16 protein-coding genes are annotated in these 16,012 nt (G+C 69.0%); 10 read left to right on the top strand and 6 right to left on the bottom strand.

The window, feature by feature from the left end; translation table 11 throughout:
- Nucleotides 1-9: 9 nt before the first annotated feature.
- Nucleotides 10-1,440, bottom strand: coding sequence for a bifunctional UDP-N-acetylglucosamine diphosphorylase/glucosamine-1-phosphate N-acetyltransferase GlmU (glmU, locus tag RZE77_RS04640; RefSeq protein WP_319440891.1), 1,431 nt, complete (start codon nt 1,438-1,440; stop codon nt 10-12).
- Here glmU and RZE77_RS04635 point away from each other — a divergent pair.
- Entirely contained in the window at nt 1,439-2,326 is an 888-nt protein-coding gene (locus tag RZE77_RS04635; protein WP_319440890.1) for a DUF6279 family lipoprotein, read from the top strand. The genes glmU and RZE77_RS04635 overlap by 2 nt on opposite strands.
- 24 nt (nt 2,327-2,350) lie before the next feature.
- On the opposite strand, the gene RZE77_RS04630 is transcribed toward RZE77_RS04635, so the two are convergent.
- The gene (locus RZE77_RS04630) at nt 2,351-3,043 is read right to left on the bottom strand and encodes a Crp/Fnr family transcriptional regulator (RefSeq protein WP_319429805.1); all 693 of its coding nucleotides are present in this window, start codon (nt 3,041-3,043) and stop codon (nt 2,351-2,353) included.
- Nucleotides 3,044-3,211: 168 nt separating this feature from the next.
- Between RZE77_RS04630 and RZE77_RS04625 the strand changes: the two genes are divergently transcribed.
- Nucleotides 3,212-3,616, top strand: coding sequence for a BLUF domain-containing protein (locus RZE77_RS04625; RefSeq protein ID WP_319440889.1), 405 nt, complete (start codon nt 3,212-3,214; stop codon nt 3,614-3,616).
- A gap of 52 nt (nt 3,617-3,668) precedes the next feature.
- On the opposite strand, the gene RZE77_RS04620 is transcribed toward RZE77_RS04625, so the two are convergent.
- Entirely contained in the window at nt 3,669-3,989 is a 321-nt protein-coding gene (locus tag RZE77_RS04620) for a DUF2917 domain-containing protein (RefSeq protein ID WP_124960468.1), read from the bottom strand.
- Nucleotides 3,990-4,154: 165 nt separating this feature from the next.
- Here RZE77_RS04620 and RZE77_RS04615 point away from each other — a divergent pair, with 165 nt between their 5' ends.
- Nucleotides 4,155-5,138, top strand: coding sequence for a LysR substrate-binding domain-containing protein (locus tag RZE77_RS04615; protein WP_319440888.1), 984 nt, complete (start codon nt 4,155-4,157; stop codon nt 5,136-5,138).
- Between the two features lie 101 nt (nt 5,139-5,239).
- On the opposite strand, the gene RZE77_RS04610 is transcribed toward RZE77_RS04615, so the two are convergent.
- The gene (locus tag RZE77_RS04610; RefSeq protein ID WP_012746142.1) at nt 5,240-5,857 is read right to left on the bottom strand and encodes a 5-formyltetrahydrofolate cyclo-ligase; all 618 of its coding nucleotides are present in this window, start codon (nt 5,855-5,857) and stop codon (nt 5,240-5,242) included.
- Nucleotides 5,858-5,893: 36 nt separating this feature from the next.
- On the opposite strand from RZE77_RS04610, the gene RZE77_RS04605 reads away from it, so the two are divergent.
- From RZE77_RS04605 to RZE77_RS04595, 3 genes are all read left to right on the top strand, one after another.
- The gene (locus RZE77_RS04605; protein WP_319440887.1) at nt 5,894-7,897 is read left to right on the top strand and encodes a lytic transglycosylase domain-containing protein; all 2,004 of its coding nucleotides are present in this window, start codon (nt 5,894-5,896) and stop codon (nt 7,895-7,897) included.
- 1 nt (nt 7,898) lies between these two features.
- Nucleotides 7,899-8,468, top strand: a complete 570-nt coding sequence (locus RZE77_RS04600) for an MgtC/SapB family protein (protein ID WP_319440886.1) — start codon at nt 7,899-7,901, stop codon at nt 8,466-8,468.
- 97 nt (nt 8,469-8,565) lie between these two features.
- Nucleotides 8,566-9,249 (top strand): glutathione S-transferase family protein, encoded by a 684-nt coding sequence (locus tag RZE77_RS04595; protein ID WP_319440885.1) that lies wholly within the window; start codon nt 8,566-8,568, stop codon nt 9,247-9,249.
- A gap of 21 nt (nt 9,250-9,270) precedes the next feature.
- Here RZE77_RS04595 and RZE77_RS04590 read toward each other — a convergent pair whose 3' ends face one another.
- The gene (locus RZE77_RS04590; RefSeq protein WP_319440884.1) at nt 9,271-9,996 is read right to left on the bottom strand and encodes an OmpW/AlkL family protein; all 726 of its coding nucleotides are present in this window, start codon (nt 9,994-9,996) and stop codon (nt 9,271-9,273) included.
- A 161-nt stretch (nt 9,997-10,157) separates the two neighbouring features.
- On the opposite strand from RZE77_RS04590, the gene RZE77_RS04585 reads away from it, so the two are divergent.
- From RZE77_RS04585 to otsA, 4 genes are all read left to right on the top strand, one after another.
- Entirely contained in the window at nt 10,158-11,417 is a 1,260-nt protein-coding gene (locus RZE77_RS04585) for a multifunctional CCA addition/repair protein (RefSeq protein WP_319440883.1), read from the top strand.
- Between the two features lie 75 nt (nt 11,418-11,492).
- Nucleotides 11,493-12,269, top strand: coding sequence for a trehalose-phosphatase (gene otsB, locus RZE77_RS04580; RefSeq protein ID WP_405547582.1), 777 nt, complete (start codon nt 11,493-11,495; stop codon nt 12,267-12,269).
- The gene (locus RZE77_RS04575) at nt 12,266-14,188 is read left to right on the top strand and encodes a glycoside hydrolase family 15 protein (RefSeq protein WP_319440881.1); all 1,923 of its coding nucleotides are present in this window, start codon (nt 12,266-12,268) and stop codon (nt 14,186-14,188) included. Before otsB ends, RZE77_RS04575 begins: the two co-directional genes overlap by 4 nt.
- Nucleotides 14,185-15,570 (top strand): alpha,alpha-trehalose-phosphate synthase (UDP-forming), encoded by a 1,386-nt coding sequence (gene otsA, locus RZE77_RS04570; RefSeq protein WP_319440880.1) that lies wholly within the window; start codon nt 14,185-14,187, stop codon nt 15,568-15,570. Before RZE77_RS04575 ends, otsA begins: the two co-directional genes overlap by 4 nt.
- Nucleotides 15,571-15,583: 13 nt before the next feature.
- On the opposite strand, the gene RZE77_RS04565 is transcribed toward otsA, so the two are convergent.
- Complete coding sequence (locus RZE77_RS04565) at nt 15,584-15,925, bottom strand: hypothetical protein (RefSeq protein ID WP_319440879.1); 342 nt, start codon at nt 15,923-15,925, stop codon at nt 15,584-15,586.
- Between the last annotated feature and the right edge of the window lie 87 nt (nt 15,926-16,012).

Genomic DNA, 16,012 nt, shown 5'->3' with positions numbered 1-16,012 from the left:
GCCCTTCGATCAGGCCTTCGGCTGTTTCTGCGGCCGCTTCCAGTTCGCAAAGCTGACCTGCTTGCCGCGCGCCACGGTGAGCGCGCCGGGCTCGGTCGACTTGTTCACCGTCGAGCCGCCGCCGATGGTGCCGCCCGCGCCGATGGTGACCGGCGCCACCAGCACGCAGTTGCTGCCCACGTGCACGTCGTCCTCGATGACGGTGCGGTGCTTGTTGGCGCCGTCGTAGTTGGCCGTGATGCTGCCCGCGCCGTAGTTGACGCGCTGCCCCACGCTGGCGTCGCCCAGGTAGGCCAGGTGGTTGGCCTTGGCGCCCTCGGCCAGGGTCGAGTTCTTGACCTCGACGAAGTTGCCGATGTGCACCTCGGCGCCCAGCTGCGCGCCCGGCCGCAGCCGCGCGAAGGGGCCGACCAGCGCCCTTTCGCCCACGGTCACGCCGACCTTCTCGCCGTCGATGTGGGTGAAGGGATGGATCACCGCGCCGGCCTCGATGCGCGCATTGGCAATCACGCAGTGGGCGCCGATGCGCACGCCCTCGCCCAGGAACACCGAGCCCTCGAACACGCAGTTGACGTCGATCTCGACGTCGGCCTCGCAGGCCAGCGCGCCGCGCAGGTCGAAGCGCGCGGGGTCGGCCAGCCGCACGCCTTGCGCCATCAGCGCATCGGCCTGGCGCAGCTGCCAGGCGCGCTCCAGCGCCGCCAGCTGCGCAGGGCTGTTGATGCCGGCGACCTGGAGCGCGTCGGCGATGACATGCGCGACCACGGGCACGCCGTCGGCCGCGGCCAGCTTGACGATGTCGGTGAGGTAGTACTCGCCCTGGGCGTTGCGGTTGTCCAGCCGCGAGAGCCAGCCCTTGAGCAGCGCGGCGGGCACGGCCATCACGCCGCTGTAGATCTCGCGGATTTCGCGCTGCGCCTCGGTGGCGTCCTTCTGCTCGACGATGGCCTTGACCTCGCCGCCCGCCTGTCCTTCGGCGCGGACGATGCGCCCGTAGCCCGCGGGATCGTCGAACTCGATGGTCAGCAGTGCGAGCCGCCGGCCGCCGCTGGCGGCGATCAGCGCGCGCAGCGTGTCCTCGCCGATCAGCGGCACGTCGCCGGACAGCACCAGCACCGTGCCGTCGTCGGGCAGGAGCGGCGCTGCCTGCTGCACCGCGTGGCCGGTGCCCAGCTGCGGCTCCTGCCGCGCGAACTGCAGCGCTGCGCCGATGGCGTTGCCGGCCATGGCGGCCTCGACCTCGGCCGCGCCGTGGCCGGTCACCACCACCACATGGCGCGCGCCGATGCGCGCGGCGGTATCGGTCACATGCCCGAGCAATGCGCGCCCGGCCAAACGGTGCAACACTTTGGGCAGCCTGCTTTTCATGCGCGTGCCCTTGCCGGCCGCCATGATGACGACGTCGACCGGTCCCTGGTTGTCTTGCGGAATCTGATTCATGCTTCTTTCTACCCGAATGCGTTGCGCCAAGTTGGCGCGGATTATCGGCGCGCTGCTGGCGGCCGCCGCGCTCGCGGCCTGCAGCACGGTCAGGCTGGCCTACAACAACCTGCCCGAGGTGAGCTATTGGTGGCTCGACACCTACCTCGATTTCGACGGCTCGCAGACGCCCAAGGTGCGCGACGAGCTCGCACAGCTGCTGAGCTGGCACCGGCAGAACGAGCTGCCGCGGATCGCCGGCCTGCTGCAGGAAGCGCAGGCCCTGGCGCCGCGCGACGCGACCGCGGCCCAGGCCTGCCGCATGGCGGACCAGATCCGCGAGCGGCTGCTGGCGGTCACCGAGCGCGCCGAGCCGGCGGGCACCGAGCTGGCATTGAGCCTGACCGAGGCGCAGCTGCAGCAGCTCGAGCGCAAGTACGCCAAGAACAATGCCGACTACCGCAAGGACTGGCTCGAGCGCAGCACCGCCGATGTGCAGGAAAAGCGCTACGACCGCTTCCTCGACCGCCTGGAAGATTTCTATGGCCGGCTGAGCCCCGAGCAGCGCGACCTGCTGCGGCGGCAGGTGGCGCAATCGGTGTTCGATCCGCGGCTGGCCGATGCCGAGCGCCGCCAGCGCCAGCAGGAGGCGCTGCAGCTGCTGCGCGGCTTCAATGCCGCCAAGCCCTCCGCGGCCGAGGCGCGCGCAGCCATCCATGCCTACGTGATGCGCATCGCGGAGCCGCCGCCCGGCCCTTGGCGCGATCACCAGCAGGCGCTGCTGCAGGAAGGCTGCCGCAACCTGGCTGCGCTGCACAACACCACCAGCGCCGCCCAGCGGGAGCAGGCGGCGCGCCGGCTGCAGGCCTACCAGGACGACCTGCGGCAGCTGGTGGCCGCCCGTTAGGACGGCGAAGTCACCGGGCCGCCGCTAGATCAGCGGCGTCGGCCGCATCGGGCGTTCGAAATAATCCCCCAGCGCTTCGAGCGCGCGTGGCTCCAGGATGCGCAGCCAGCCCCCGTCGAGCTTGTAGAGCCCCAGGTTCTGCAGCCGGCGCAGCGTCTTGTTGGTGTGCACCAGCGACAGCCCCAGCGCATCGGCCAGGTGCTGCTGGTTGAACGGAAACTCGACCCAGCCGTCGCGCACCATGCCCACGCGCTGGGCCCGCCGGTACAGGTGCATCAGCAGCATGGCCACGCGCTCGGCCGCGTTGCGGCGGCCCGTGGTCACGAGGTTGTCGTCCACCAGCTTTTCCTCGCGCGCGGCCAGCCAGGTGATGTCGTAGCCGAGCTTCGGCTGGGCATGGAACAGCTCCCAGAGCCTGCCGCGCGGAAACACGCAGAGCGTGGCCTCGCTCGCGGCCTCCACGCCGTGCGTGTGGCCGTCGGCAAACTCGTCCTGCAGGCCGATGAAGTCGCCGGGCAGCAGAAAGCTCAGGATCTGGCGCCGGCCATCGCTCAGCGTCTTGTAGCGGAAGGCCCATCCTGCATAGAGCGTGAACAGCTCGGCGCTCGGCCGGTGCTCGTCGATGATGGTGGCACCGGCCGCCACGCGGCGGGAGCCGGCCCTGAAGGATGCGATGGCTTCGAGCTCTGGCGGCGCCACCGGCAGGAAGGCCTCCATCTTCCGCAGCGCGCAGCGCTCGCAGGGATGGGGGCCCACAGGGGGCGACGCGGGGGGTGCATGGTCCTCGAATTTCACGCGCCACTATAGGCTTCGGGCCTGTGTCTTTTGACATTTCGCACGGCCCGGGAGATTCATACACTTCGCACGCCTTTCGCTTCCGAACGCATGACAGAAAAGCAAGCTCTCCACGAAGTCTTCTATTGCAGCATGCTCACGCCGGACCTGCCGCCGGCCACCGTGGGCTCGATCGTGACCCTGGCCCGCGCACGCAACGCCCAGTACGGCATCACCGGCCTCCTGGTCTTCGACGGCATGCGCTTCTGCCAGCACCTCGAAGGCCCGCACGGGGCGGTCGAGACGCTGATGCGCCGCATCGAACGGGATACCCGGCATACCGACATCAAGGTCTTCCGCCGCGGCCCGCTCGCGGCACGCCGCTACAGCGGCTTCGGCATGGGCCTGGCCGAAAGCGAAGGACCCGACCTCATGGCCGGCATCCGTGCGCTGGACGGCGAAGCCGCCCTCGCGCATTTCCTGGCCCTGCGCCCCAGTTTCGACATCAACGGCTGAAAAATGAAAAAGGCGGCCGAAGCCGCCCTTGCGTCCATGGAGGGATGACCGTTCAGGCCTGGTCCCACGAGTAGGTGGCACCGTAGCCATCCCACGCTTCCATGACGATGCGCTGGCCCGCGGCCACGTTCAGCGATTCGCCCGGGGCCAGCACCAGGTCTTCGCTGGCGCTGGCGGACGTGGCGTCCGGCGTGACCCAGACCCGGCCCTGCTTGACCCGCAGCACGCTGGCCGACCGCGCCTTCAGGCTCATTGCCTCGCCGGGCGCAATCTGCCAGGCACCGCGGCGCACGGCCGGCGGAACGGCGGAAGCGGTGCGGGTGGAAGACGGCAGGGAAGCAAGCGATTCGGTGGTGCAGACGGCGGTGGACATGATGAAACTCCTTGGGCGTTGCCGAAGTGCGATGACAAGACAGAGGCAATAGCGCAGTTCGGGAATGAATGATCGTTTCCATGGCGTTGGCAGTCCAATGAAAACGAGGTAGCCTACTGATTCCGAATCCGCATCAATCGACCGATGCCGCCCACGCCCCCATCCATGCAGCATTCGCAAACCCACCTGCGCTCCCGCCCCATTTCGGCCGGGCACCTGCGCGCTTTCGAGGCGGTGGCGCGCCACCTCAACTTTCGCGCCGCCGCCGAAGAAATGGCGCTCACCCAGTCCGCCGTGAGCCGCCAGATCCAGTCGCTCGAGGAAGAAGTGGGCGTGGCGCTGTTCCTGCGCCACACGCGGGCGGTGGAGCTCACGAGCGCGGGGGCGCAGCTGCTGCTCGCGGTGCAGCAGTCGCTGCCGCGCATCGACACGGCGGTACGCCAGATCCGCCAGAGCGCGGGGCGTAAGAGCGTGTCGCTCACCACCTTTGCGTCTTTCGCATCGATGTGGCTGATCCCGCGGCTCGAGGCCTTCCAGCGCGACAACCCCGAGATCGACATCCGCATCGACGCCAGCGACGTGGCGGTCGACCTGGAGGTGGCGGACGTCGACATCGCGCTGCGTTACGGCACGCGCGAAGTCATGCCGCCCACCGCCGTGCGCCTGTTCGGCGAAACCCTCACACCGGTGGCGAGCCCCTGGCTGCTGAAGAGCAGCCCGCCCATCAAGACACCGGCCGACATCACCGGCTTCACGCTGATCGAGGCCGGCGACGCGCACCGCACGCACCTCGAATGGCTGACCTGGCGGCGCTGGTTCGAGGTCAATGGCCTGGAACGCGCGCAGCCCAAGCGCTGGCTCTATTTCAACTACGCCTACCAGATGGTGCAGGCCGCGCTCACCGGCCAGGGCGTGACGCTGGCGCGCAGTTCGCTCATTGCCGAAAGCCTGGCCAACGGCGACCTGGTGGAGGTGCTGCCGCAGCACCGCATGGATTCGCCGATGGGCTACTGGCTCATTGCCGGGCCGCGCAATGCGCTGCGGCCCGAGATCAAGGCCTTCTGGGACTGGCTGCAGGTGCAGGCCATCACCACGCGCGAGACCATCGGCGAGGTGCCCGACCCGGACACCGTCGACAACATCGACTGAACGATGCGCCAGCGAGAGGTGGCCGCTGCCGGGCCGCCCCCAAGGCGGGCCACGCCTCCCTCTCGGGGGGTGGAGTTACACGAAGTGAAAAGCCGGGGGGCTCAGGACGTTGGCCAGACCACGCCGTTGTCGTTGAGGATCGCGTCCAGCGGCAGATCGTGCGCCTCGGGCTCGAAGTCTTCGAGGAAACCGTTGGTGAAGCCCAGCCCCACCGTGAACGGGCGCGGTTCCAGCGCGGCCAGCGTGCGGTCGTAGAAGCCGCCGCCGTAGCCCAGCCGGTAGCCGCCGGCGCTGTAGCCCACGCAGGGCACGAACAGCAGCGTGGGCACGATCAGCTCGGTGTCCTTGGGCTTGGGAATGCCGTAGGCGTCTTCCTCCATCTGGCAGCCCGGGTACCAGGCGTGGAAGGTCAGCGTCTTGTGGACCTTGTTCATCACCGGCAGCCCGATGCGGCGGCGCTGCGGCTCGTCGATCAGCTCGCCGTCTTCCTTCCAGCGGTGCAGCGCGGGCAGCGGATCGAACTCGCCCTTGATCGGCCAGTAGGCGCCGATCACGGTGTCGGGCCGGCCGACCAGCCAGATCCGCATCACGCGCTGCAGCAGGTCGGCCTTGGCGAGCCGGTCGGGCATGGCCAGGCGCTGCTCGATCAGTGCTTTTCTCACCTGATCCTTGAGAAAACTCGTGGTCGCCGAGGTGTCGGCATCCTTTGACTTGTCCATAATCCCCCGATGCAGTTCCCAAGCATTTTGGCACCCATGCGCCATCGCCCGCGCAATGCAGCGTCCGCGCTGGTTTTTTCCGCCGTCCTGGCAGCCGCCGCACTGCTTTCGCAGCAGCCCGCCGCCGCACAGGCCAACAGCAACGACGACGTGCTGATGCAGATGAAGCAGGCCTTCCAGCGCGGCGACAAGGGCCGGCTCGCGGCGCTGCTGCCGCAGGCGCGCGGCCATGCGCTCGAACCCTGGGCCGCCTACTGGGAACTCAAGGCCCGCCTGCAGGAAGCCGCGCCGAACGAGGTGCAAGATTTCTTCGCGCGCTACCCCGGCACCTACCAGGAAGACCGGCTGCGCAACGACTGGCTGCTGCTGCTGGGTCAGCGCCGCGACTGGGACGGCTTTTCCTCCGCGCTGGCGGGCTTTCGCATGGGCGACGATCCGCAGGTGCGCTGCTACGCGATCCTGGTCGAGGCCCTGCAGTCCGGCAGCACCACGCAGGCCCAGGCCCACGAGGTGCGCCGCAACTGGTTCGCCCAGAAAGATTCGGACGACGGCTGCCTCACCGCGGCCGACCGCCTGGTCGCGGCCCGCCTGCTGTCGCCCAACGACGCCTGGAAGAAGGCGCGCCTGGCCATGGAGGCCAACCGCCCGCAGGCCGCGCGCGGCGCCGTGACCATTGCCGCGCCCGATGCGCTGCCGCTGTTCGAGGAACTCAACGCCAGCGCGGCCAAGTTCCTGGCCGGCCGCGCCTTCGTGGCCGCCAAGTCGCGCAAGGAGCTGGTGGTGCTGGCGCTCATCAAGATCGCCATGGCCGATCCGGAGCAGGCCGCCACCCAGCTCGACAGCAAGTGGGGTCCGATGCTTTCGGCCGAGGAGCGCAACTGGCTCTGGGGCACCATCGGCCGGCAGGCCGCGGGCAAGCTCTCGCCGCTGGCCGGCAGCTACTTTGCCAACGTCACGAAGAACGGCGACCTGTCCGACGACATGCTCGGATGGCGCGTGCGCGCCGCGCTGCGCACCGGCCAGTGGAAGGAGGTGGCGCCCGCCATCAACGCCATGAGCGAAACCGCCCAGCTGGAGCCGACCTGGGTCTACTGGAAGGCGCGCGCACTCGGCGCGGCAGGCGGCGACGACCGCCGTGCGCAGGCGCGCGAGCTCTACCAGAGCATTGCAGGCACGCGCGGCTTCTACGAGATGCTGGCGCTGGAGGAACTCGGCCAGCGCACCGTGGTGCCCACGCGCCCGGCGCCGCTCACGCCTGAAGAGAAGAACGCCGCGCGCAGCAACATCGCGCTCAACCGCGCGCTCTACGCGATTGCGATCGGCCTGCGCTCCGAGGGCACGCGCGAATGGAACTACGCCACCAACCTGCACGACAAGGGCGGCATGGACGACCGCGGGCTGCTGGCCGCGGCCGACTTCGCCTGCCAGCGCGAGGTGTGGGACCGCTGCATCAACACCAGCGAGCGCACCAAGGGCGTGATCGACGTCGAGCAGCGCTTTCCCATGCCTTTCCACGACACGGTGCTGCGCAAGAGCCAGGACATCGGGCTCGACCCGGCCTATGTCTACGGCCTGATCCGCCAGGAGAGCCGCTTCATCATGGACGCGCGCTCGGGCGTCGGCGCCTCGGGCCTGATGCAGGTCATGCCCGCCACCGCGCGCTGGACCGCACGCAAGATCGGCCTGGCCGGCTTCACGCCCGGACAGATCAACGACCACGAGACCAACATCACCATCGGCACCAACTACCTGAAGCTCGCGCTCGACGACTTCGACGGCTCCATGCCGCTGGCCGCGGCCGCCTACAACGCCGGCCCGGGACGGCCGCGCAACTGGCGCAACGGCCCGGTGATGGAAGCCGCGATCTGGGCCGAGAACGTGCCCTTCAACGAAACACGCGACTATGTGAAGAAGGTGCTGGCCAACACCACCAACTACGCCGCGCTGATCAGCGGGCGCCCGCAGTCGCTGAAGGAGCGCCTGGGCCGCGTGGGCCCGCGCGACGCGGCGGAACCCGAACCCAACAAGGATCTTCCCTGACATGAGCTGGGCCGGCCAGGTGCTCGACACCGTAGCGGCCGAATTCTCGGACGTGGGCGACATCGCGCAGCTCACGCGCATCGTCGTTCGGCTGATGCTCGCGGCGGTCATCGGGTTCATGCTGGGCTTCGAGCGCGAACAGCAGGGCAAGGCGGCAGGCGTGCGCACCCACATGCTGGTGGCCATCGGCTCGGCGCTGTTCGTGCTCATTCCGCAGCAGACCGGCATCGAGCCGGCCGACATGAGCCGGGTGATCCAGGGCCTGGTGGCGGGCGTGGGCTTTCTCTGCGCCGGCACCATCCTCAAGCAGGGCAAGGACGAGCACCATGTGCAAGGCCTCACCACCGCCGCCGGGCTGTGGATGACCGCCGCCATCGGCATGGCCTGCGGGCTCGGCCGCGAAGTCACCGCCATCCTGAGCGCACTGCTGGCACTGGCCGTGCTCGCGCTGGTGCCGCGCCTGGTCGACATGGTCGAGCGCATGGTCGGGCCGCCGCGCATCGAAGAAAAAGACAAGCCCGGCGCAGCGCCGCGCGTGATCGCCTCGCCTGAAGACGACCAGCCGCGGTAGCGCATCAATTCGGCCGCATTTCGGCATCAATTCGCCGGCACGGGCCCGCTAGCATCGAAGGCTTTTTTCTCTCTCATCCCAACCGCAGGATCGCACCATGCGCAAGCTCTACATCGGCAACAAGAACTACTCGTCCTGGTCCATGCGGCCCTGGATACTCATGAAGCAGGCCGGCATCCCGTTCGAGGAGGTGAAGGTCCGCTTCGATTCCTTCGAGTCCGGCTCGCAGTTCAAGAAGACCATCGGCGCGCTCAACCCGGTGGCCAAGGTGCCGGTGCTGGTCGACGGCGACCTGGTGGTGTGGGACACGCTCGCCATTGCCGAATACCTGGCCGAGACCTTTCCCGAGAAGCAGCTCTGGCCCCGCGCCGTGGCCGACCGGGCCCACGCGCGCAGCATCTGCGCCGAAATGCATTCGGGCCTGGGCAGCCTGCGCAGCCTCTGCCCCATGAACATCGAGGCATCGCTCGCCGACGTTGGTGCACGGCTGCTGAAGGACAACCCCGGCCTGCAGGCCGACCTCGACCGCGTCGTGCAGATGTGGAGCGGCCTGCTCGATGCCCACGGCGGCCCCCTGCTATTCGGCGGCTTCAGCATTGCCGACAGCTACTTCGCACCGGTCGGCACGCGCATCAAGACCTACGGGCTGCCGGTGCCGCCGGCCATCGGCGCCTACATCGAACGCGTGCAGGCGCTGCCCGGCGTCAAGGCATGGATCGACGATGCCCTGGCCGAGAAGGACTTCGTGGCGTTCGACGAGCCCTACCGCACGGCGCGCTGAGGCTCTTCGAATCCCGCCGCCTCAGAAGCGGTAGGTCGCCGAGAGGTAGGTCACGATCGGGTTCAGCTTGAGCCTGGCCTCGCTGGTGGCGATCGGCAGCCCGGTGAGCGTCGTGGTCGTGAGCTTGGCCTTGGTCTTCAGCGGAATGTAGGAAACCGAGAACGAGACCCCCCAGTGCTTGTCGATCTGGTAGGACACGCCGGCGTTGAGCACGGGCGCGAACGAGCTGTCGAGCTTGGCGGTGGTCGAGGTGGAGAGCGGCCGCTGGCGCAGCTGGCTGCCCAGCGCACCCTGCAGCCCCGGCGTCAGCTCGATGTCGCTGTACCAGACGTAGGTCGCGCCCAGGCCCACGAACGGACGAAAGGCGGCGTTGCCCTCGTTGAAGTAATACTTGCCGAGGATGGTGGGGCTCCATTGGCGCGCTTCGCCCAGTTCGCCCACGCGGCCCAGGGTGCCGGTGCCGTCGAGCTTGAACTTCGGCGGAATGCCGAGCACCCCTTCGACGGCCCAGTGGCTGTCGATGAAATAGACGGCGCTCAGGCCCAGCGTGTCCGAATCGTTGATCGATGCGCCCGACCCCGTCATCACGCTGCGCACCGGCGCCGTCAGCGTGAGCGGCTTGCTCGAGTCCTGCGGCGCCAGATGAAGCCAGCCCGCGCCGACCACCCAGTCTCCAGCGCTCTGCGCCCAGGCGCTTCCGGACGCCAGCGCGCCCACTGCCGTCAGCGCAAGCATTGTTTTCTTCATGACGTGATTACTCCTTTTGGTTTAAAAATCTGCAGCACGCGGCCTCCACTGCGACAGCGGCTACTTTTCCGGCAAATCGGCGAACGATCGTGCGATTTGCCAGGAAATTGTCGAACGGTCGTTCTATTTTTTCCATCTGGAGTAATCCCTACACTGGGCGCATGAAAACCTATCTCGTCGGCGGCGCGCTGCGTGACCGGCTGCTGGGGCGGCCGGTGTCGGACCACGACTGGTTGGTGGTGGGCGCCACGCCCGAGGAAATGGCGGCGCGCGGCTACCTGCCCGTGGGGCGCGACTTTCCGGTGTTCCTGCATCCGCAGACCCGCGAGGAATACGCGCTGGCCCGCACCGAACGCAAGAGCGCGCCGGGCTACCGCGGCTTCACCGTGCACGCCTCGCCCGACGTCACCCTCGAGCAGGACCTGGCGCGGCGCGACCTCACGGTCAACGCCATCGCGCTGCCCGCGGAGTTCGTGGACGCCGACGGCCGCTTCGAGCCCGACGCCGACAAGCTCGCCGACCCCTTCCACGGCCGGCGCGACCTCGAGCAAAAGCTGCTGCGCCACGTCACCGACGCCTTTCGCGAAGACCCGGTGCGCATCCTGCGGGTGGCGCGCTTTGCGGCGCGCTTCGACGACTTCTCGGTCGCGCCCGAAACCATGGCCCTGATGCGCGAGATGGTCGAAGCCGGCGAAGCCGATGCGCTGGTGCCCGAGCGCGTCTGGCAGGAGCTCTCGCGCGGGCTGATGGAAACCCGCCCGTCGCGCATGTTCGAGGTGCTGCGCGCCTGCGGCGCGCTGGCGGTGCTGCTGCCCGAGGTCGACCGGCTCTGGGGCGTGCCGCAGCCCGAGACCCATCACCCCGAAGTGGACAGCGGCCTGCACCTGATGATGGTCATCGACACCAGCGCCAGGCTCGAGGCTTCGCTGCCGGTGCGCTTTGCCTGCCTGATGCACGACCTCGGCAAGGGCACGACCGAGCCCCATCTGCTACCGCGCCACATCGGCCACGAGAAGCGCAGCGCCGAGCTGCTGCACGCGGTGTGTGACCGCTGGCGCGTGCCGGTCGATATCCGCGAGCTCGCCGAGGTGGTGGCGCGCGAGCACGGCAACATCCACCGCAGCGGCGAGCTCGCGGCGGCGGCGCTGGTGCGCCTGCTGGAGCGCTGCGACGCGTTTCGCAAGCCGGCGCGCTTTGCCGACGTGCTGCTGGCCTGCGAGTGCGACGCCCGCGGCCGGCTCGGCTTCGAGGACCGGCCCTATCCGCAGCGCGAGCGGCTGCTTGCCGTGCTCGCCACCGCGGCGGGCGTGCCCACCGATGCCGTGGTGCGCGCGGCGCAGCAATCCGGCGCCGCCGGGCCGCAGATCGGCGAGGCGATCCACCGCGCACGCGTGGAGGCCGTGGCAGCCTCGCTGGGCTGACGCCGCCGCCGCAGACGTCCGACTTTGGCCGACACGGGAAATGCCAGGCCCGTGTTATGGTTTTCACCGATGCCAATGTCCTCCCAGTTGCCGCCCCCGTTGGGCCGGGATACCGCCCTCTTTCTCGACTTCGACGGCACGCTGGTCGCGCTCGCAGCCACCCCCGAGGCGATCGAGATTCCTCCCGCCCTGGCGGGCCTGCTCGAAGACCTGCGCGACCAGCTCGGCGGCGCGCTGGCCGTGGTGTCGGGCCGCCAGATCGATGCCATCGACCGCTTCCTCGCGCCGCTGCGCCTGCCCGCCGCGGGCGAGCACGGCGTGCAGCGGCGCGACTCGCAGGGCCGCATGCAGGAGCAGCATGCGCCCGACCTCGCGCCCATCCTGGACATCGCCAACGAACTCGCCCGCGTGCATGAAGGCCTGCTGGTCGAGCGCAAGCACGCGGCCATCGCGCTGCACTACCGGCTCGCACCGCAGCTGGAGGCCGTGTGCCGCGATGCCATGTCGCGCGCCATTGCGGGCCGGCCGCTGCTCGAGCTGCTGCACGGCAAGTTCGTGTTCGAGGTCAAGCCCACCGGGGTCAACAAGGGCATTGCCATCGAGGCCTTCATGACGGAAGCGCCGTTCGCGGGGCGCCTGCCGGTCTTTGCCGGCGACGACACCACCGACGAGAGCGGCTTCGCGGTGGTGCAGCCGCGCGGCGGCATCGGCATCAAGGTCGGCTCGGGACCGAGCCTCGCGCTGCACCGGCTCGAATCGCCGCGCGCGGTCTTCGAATGGCTGGTGCAGCTGCGCGACCAGCTGGCCGCGCCGGCCCGCAAGAAAAACGAATCCCCGAGGAGCGATGGATGAGCGAGCTGCAATTGTCGAAGGCACCCGAGGATCGCGCGGGCATTTCCATTTCCGGCGCGGCCGGGCCCGCCGACCACGCGCCGGTCGACCCGCGCGTTGCAGCTTCCGGTGCGCCGCGCGGCTTCGGGCCGCCGGCCGAGCCTTCGCTCAACGTGGGCGTGATCGGCAACTGCGCCTACAGCGCGCTCATCGATGCACGCGGGCGCGCCGTGTGGTGCTGCCTGCCGCGCTTCGACGGCGATCCGGTCTTCAATGCGCTGCTGCACCCGGGCGAGGAGGCCGGCGCCTGGGCCATCGAGATCGAGGACTTCGCCTCCAGCAAGCAGTGGTACGAGCCCAATACCGCGGTGCTGCGCACGCAGCTGTTCGACAGCGCCGGCCAGGGCATCGAGATCACCGACTTCGCGCCGCGCTTCTACAGCCGCTCGCGCTACTTCCGCCCGCTGATGATGGTGCGCCGCGTGCGGCCGATTGCCGGCGCACCGCGCGTCCGGGTGGCGCTCGACCCGCGCTTCCAGTGGGGCGCCTCGGGGCCGCTGGAGGTCACGCGCGGCAGCAACCATATCCGCTACGTGGGGCCCGACGTGACGCTGCGGCTCAACACCGACGCATCGATCTCGCACATCCTTTCGCGCCAGCCCTTCGTGCTCTCGCGCGAGTACAACTTCATGTTCGGCGTCGACGAAACCCTGCTCGACGGCATTGCCGACACCGCGCGCAGCTTCGAGCAGGAAACCATCGCCTACTGGCGCACCTGGAGCAAGCGGCTCGCGATTCCGTTCGAATACCAGGACGCGGTGATCCGCGCGGCCATCACGCTCAAGCTCTCGCTCTACGAGGACACCGGCGCCATCGTCGCCGCCATGACCACCAGCATTCCCGAGGCGCCGGGCAGCCAGCGCAACTGGGACTACCGCTACTGCTGGCTGCGCGATGCCTTCTTCGTGGTGCGCGCGCTCAATTCGCTGAGCGAGGTGGGCACCATGGAAGACTACCTGCGCTGGCTCGGCAACGTGGTGATCGGCTCGCACGGCGAGCACATCCAGCCGCTGTACGGCATCGGGCTGGAGCGCGAGCTGCCCGAGTCGATGGTCGAGAACCTCGCGGGCTACCGCGGCATGGGACCGGTGCGCGTGGGCAACCAGGCGCAGGAGCACTTCCAGCACGACGTCTACGGCAACATCGTGCTCGGCGCGGCGCAGGCCTTCCACGACCACCGGCTGCTGAGCCGCGCGGGTGCGGCCGAGTTTCCGCACCTCGAAGCCGTGGGGGAGCAAGCGATCCGCGTCTACGGCACGCCCGACGCCGGCATGTGGGAGCTGCGCACCCGCGCCCGCGTGCACACCAGTTCCGCGCTCATGAGCTGGGCCGCCTGCGACCGGCTCGCCAAGATCGCGCGCGCGCTGGCGCTGCCCGAACGCGCCGCCTACTGGCACGGCCACGCCGCGCGCATGAAAGAAGAGATTCTGGCCAAGTCCTGGTGCGAGGAGCGCCAGGCCTTTGCCGAGAGCTTCGGCGGCCACGAGCTCGATGCCAGCATCCTGCTGATGGTGGAGGTGGGGCTGATCGACGCGCGCGACCCGCGCTTCATCTCCACGGTGGACGCCATGGAGAAGTCGCTCTGCGACGGCCCCTACATGCGCCGCTACGAGGCGGCCGACGACTTCGGCAAGCCCGAGACCGCCTTCAACATCTGCACCTTCTGGCGCATCGACGCGCTCGCCAAGATCGGCCGCAAGGCCGAGGCGCGCCAGATCTTCGAGACCATGCTGGCGGCGCGCAACCCGCTCGGCCTGCTGTCGGAAGACACGCATCCGGTCACGGGCGAGATGTGGGGCAACTTCCCGCAGACCTACTCCATGGTCGGCATCATCAATGCCGCTGTGCGGCTGTCGGCGCCTTGGGATTCGTGCATATGAGCCGGCTCGTCGTCATCTCCAACCGCGTCGCCGATCCGCGCAAGCCCGCCGCGGGCGGCCTGGCCGTGGCGCTCGGCGAAAGCCTGCAGCAAAGCGGCGGCATGTGGTTCGGCTGGAGCGGCCAGATCGTCGAGAACGGTCCCACGGGCGAAGGCGAGCTGCACATGCTGCAGGCCGGCAAGGTCACGCTCGCCACCATCGACCTGAGCCGCGAGGACCACGACAGCTACTACCTGGGCTACAGCAACGACGTGCTGTGGCCGGTGTTCCACAACCGCCTCGACCTCGCCCACTTCGAAGCCGGCTTCATCGGCGGCTACCGGCGCGTGAACCAGCTGTTCGCGCGCAAGCTCAAGCCGATGCTGAAGGACGACGACATCATCTGGATCCACGACTACCACCTGATGCCGCTCGCGGCCGAGCTGCGCGCCATGGGCTGCAGGCAGCGCATCGGCTTCTTCCTGCACATTCCGCTGCCGCCGCAGATCATCATCGCGGCCGTTCCGCAGCACGAATGGCTCATGCGCTCGCTGTTCGCCTACGACCTGATCGGCTTCCAGGCGCAGCAGGACGTGCAGCATTTCGAGCACTACGTGCGCAACGAGGCGCACGGCGAATACCTGGGCGACGAGATGTACCGCGCCTACGGCCAGACGGTACGCTGCAGCGCCTTCCCGATCGGCATCGACGTCGACGAATTCGCAGCGCTCACGCACGCGAAGGAGTCGCGCGACATGTTCGAGACCATGAAGCGCGAATATTCGCAGCGCCGGCTGCTGCTGGGCATCGACCGGCTCGACTACTCCAAGGGCATTCCACAGCGCGTGCGCGCCTTCCGCGAGCTGCTTGCCAACTATCCCGAGAACCGCCGCAGCGCCACGCTGATCCAGATCGCCTCGCCCACGCGCGAGACGGTCGATGCCTACGGCGACATCCGACGCGAGCTCGAATCGCTGTGCGGCGCCATCAACGGCGACTACGGCGAGCTCGACTGGATGCCGGTGCGCTACATCCACCGCATGGTGGCGCGCAAGCGCGTGCCGGGGCTGTGCCGCGCGGCCGCGGTCGGGCTGGTGACGCCGCTGCGCGACGGCATGAACCTGGTCGCCAAGGAATACATCGCGGCGCAGGACCCGGCCGATCCGGGCGTGCTGGTGCTGTCGCGCTTTGCCGGCGCGGCCGAGCAGCTGAAGGAAGCGCTGCTGGTGAATCCCTACGACACGCACGGCACGGCCGAAACGGTGCAGCAGGCGCTGCAGATGCCACTCGAGGAGCGGCGCGAGCGGCACCAGAAGCTGCTGTCGCGCATCCGCGAGCAGGACATCCACTGGTGGCGGCGCAGCTTCCTCGAGGCGCTGCGCCACGCCGCGAGCCAGCGGTGAATAGAACCGTGGCCTAGCTTCCGGTCAGAAGCCGCACCAGCCGCATCACGGGCCGGGGCTCGGCGGGCCGGGCCGCAGGTGCCTGCTGCTGCGGCGGCGCATGCACGCGCAGCCGCACCGGCGCCAGCGCCGACAGCTCGATCCAGCCGCCGCGTTCCAGCCGGTGCACGTCGCCCTCGTTCAGCACGGTCTTCGCGGTGAACACGGTGTCGCCGAACCACGAGGGCGGCGACACGAGCAGCGCACGGCCCTCCAGCATCTCGAGCCAGGTGGCGGGGTCGAGCGCCGCGCGCAGGGCCTCGCCCGGTTGCAGGACGACGGTATCGGGCAGTCGGTCGAGAGTGGTGGGGGACATGGCGCGCCTTCTGGAGTGGGTGCGCTCATCGTAGGAATTCGGGCGCCCGGAAAACAGGCACACGCCCAGGCGATTCGCACCGGAACA

Origin of the sequence: Variovorax sp. SPNA7, from assembly GCF_033807855.1 — a bacterium.
Taxonomy (GTDB): domain Bacteria; phylum Pseudomonadota; class Gammaproteobacteria; order Burkholderiales; family Burkholderiaceae_C; genus Variovorax; species Variovorax beijingensis.
The sequence above is the reverse complement of the archived record's forward strand: the minus strand, read 5'-3'. Positions and strand labels throughout refer to the sequence as shown.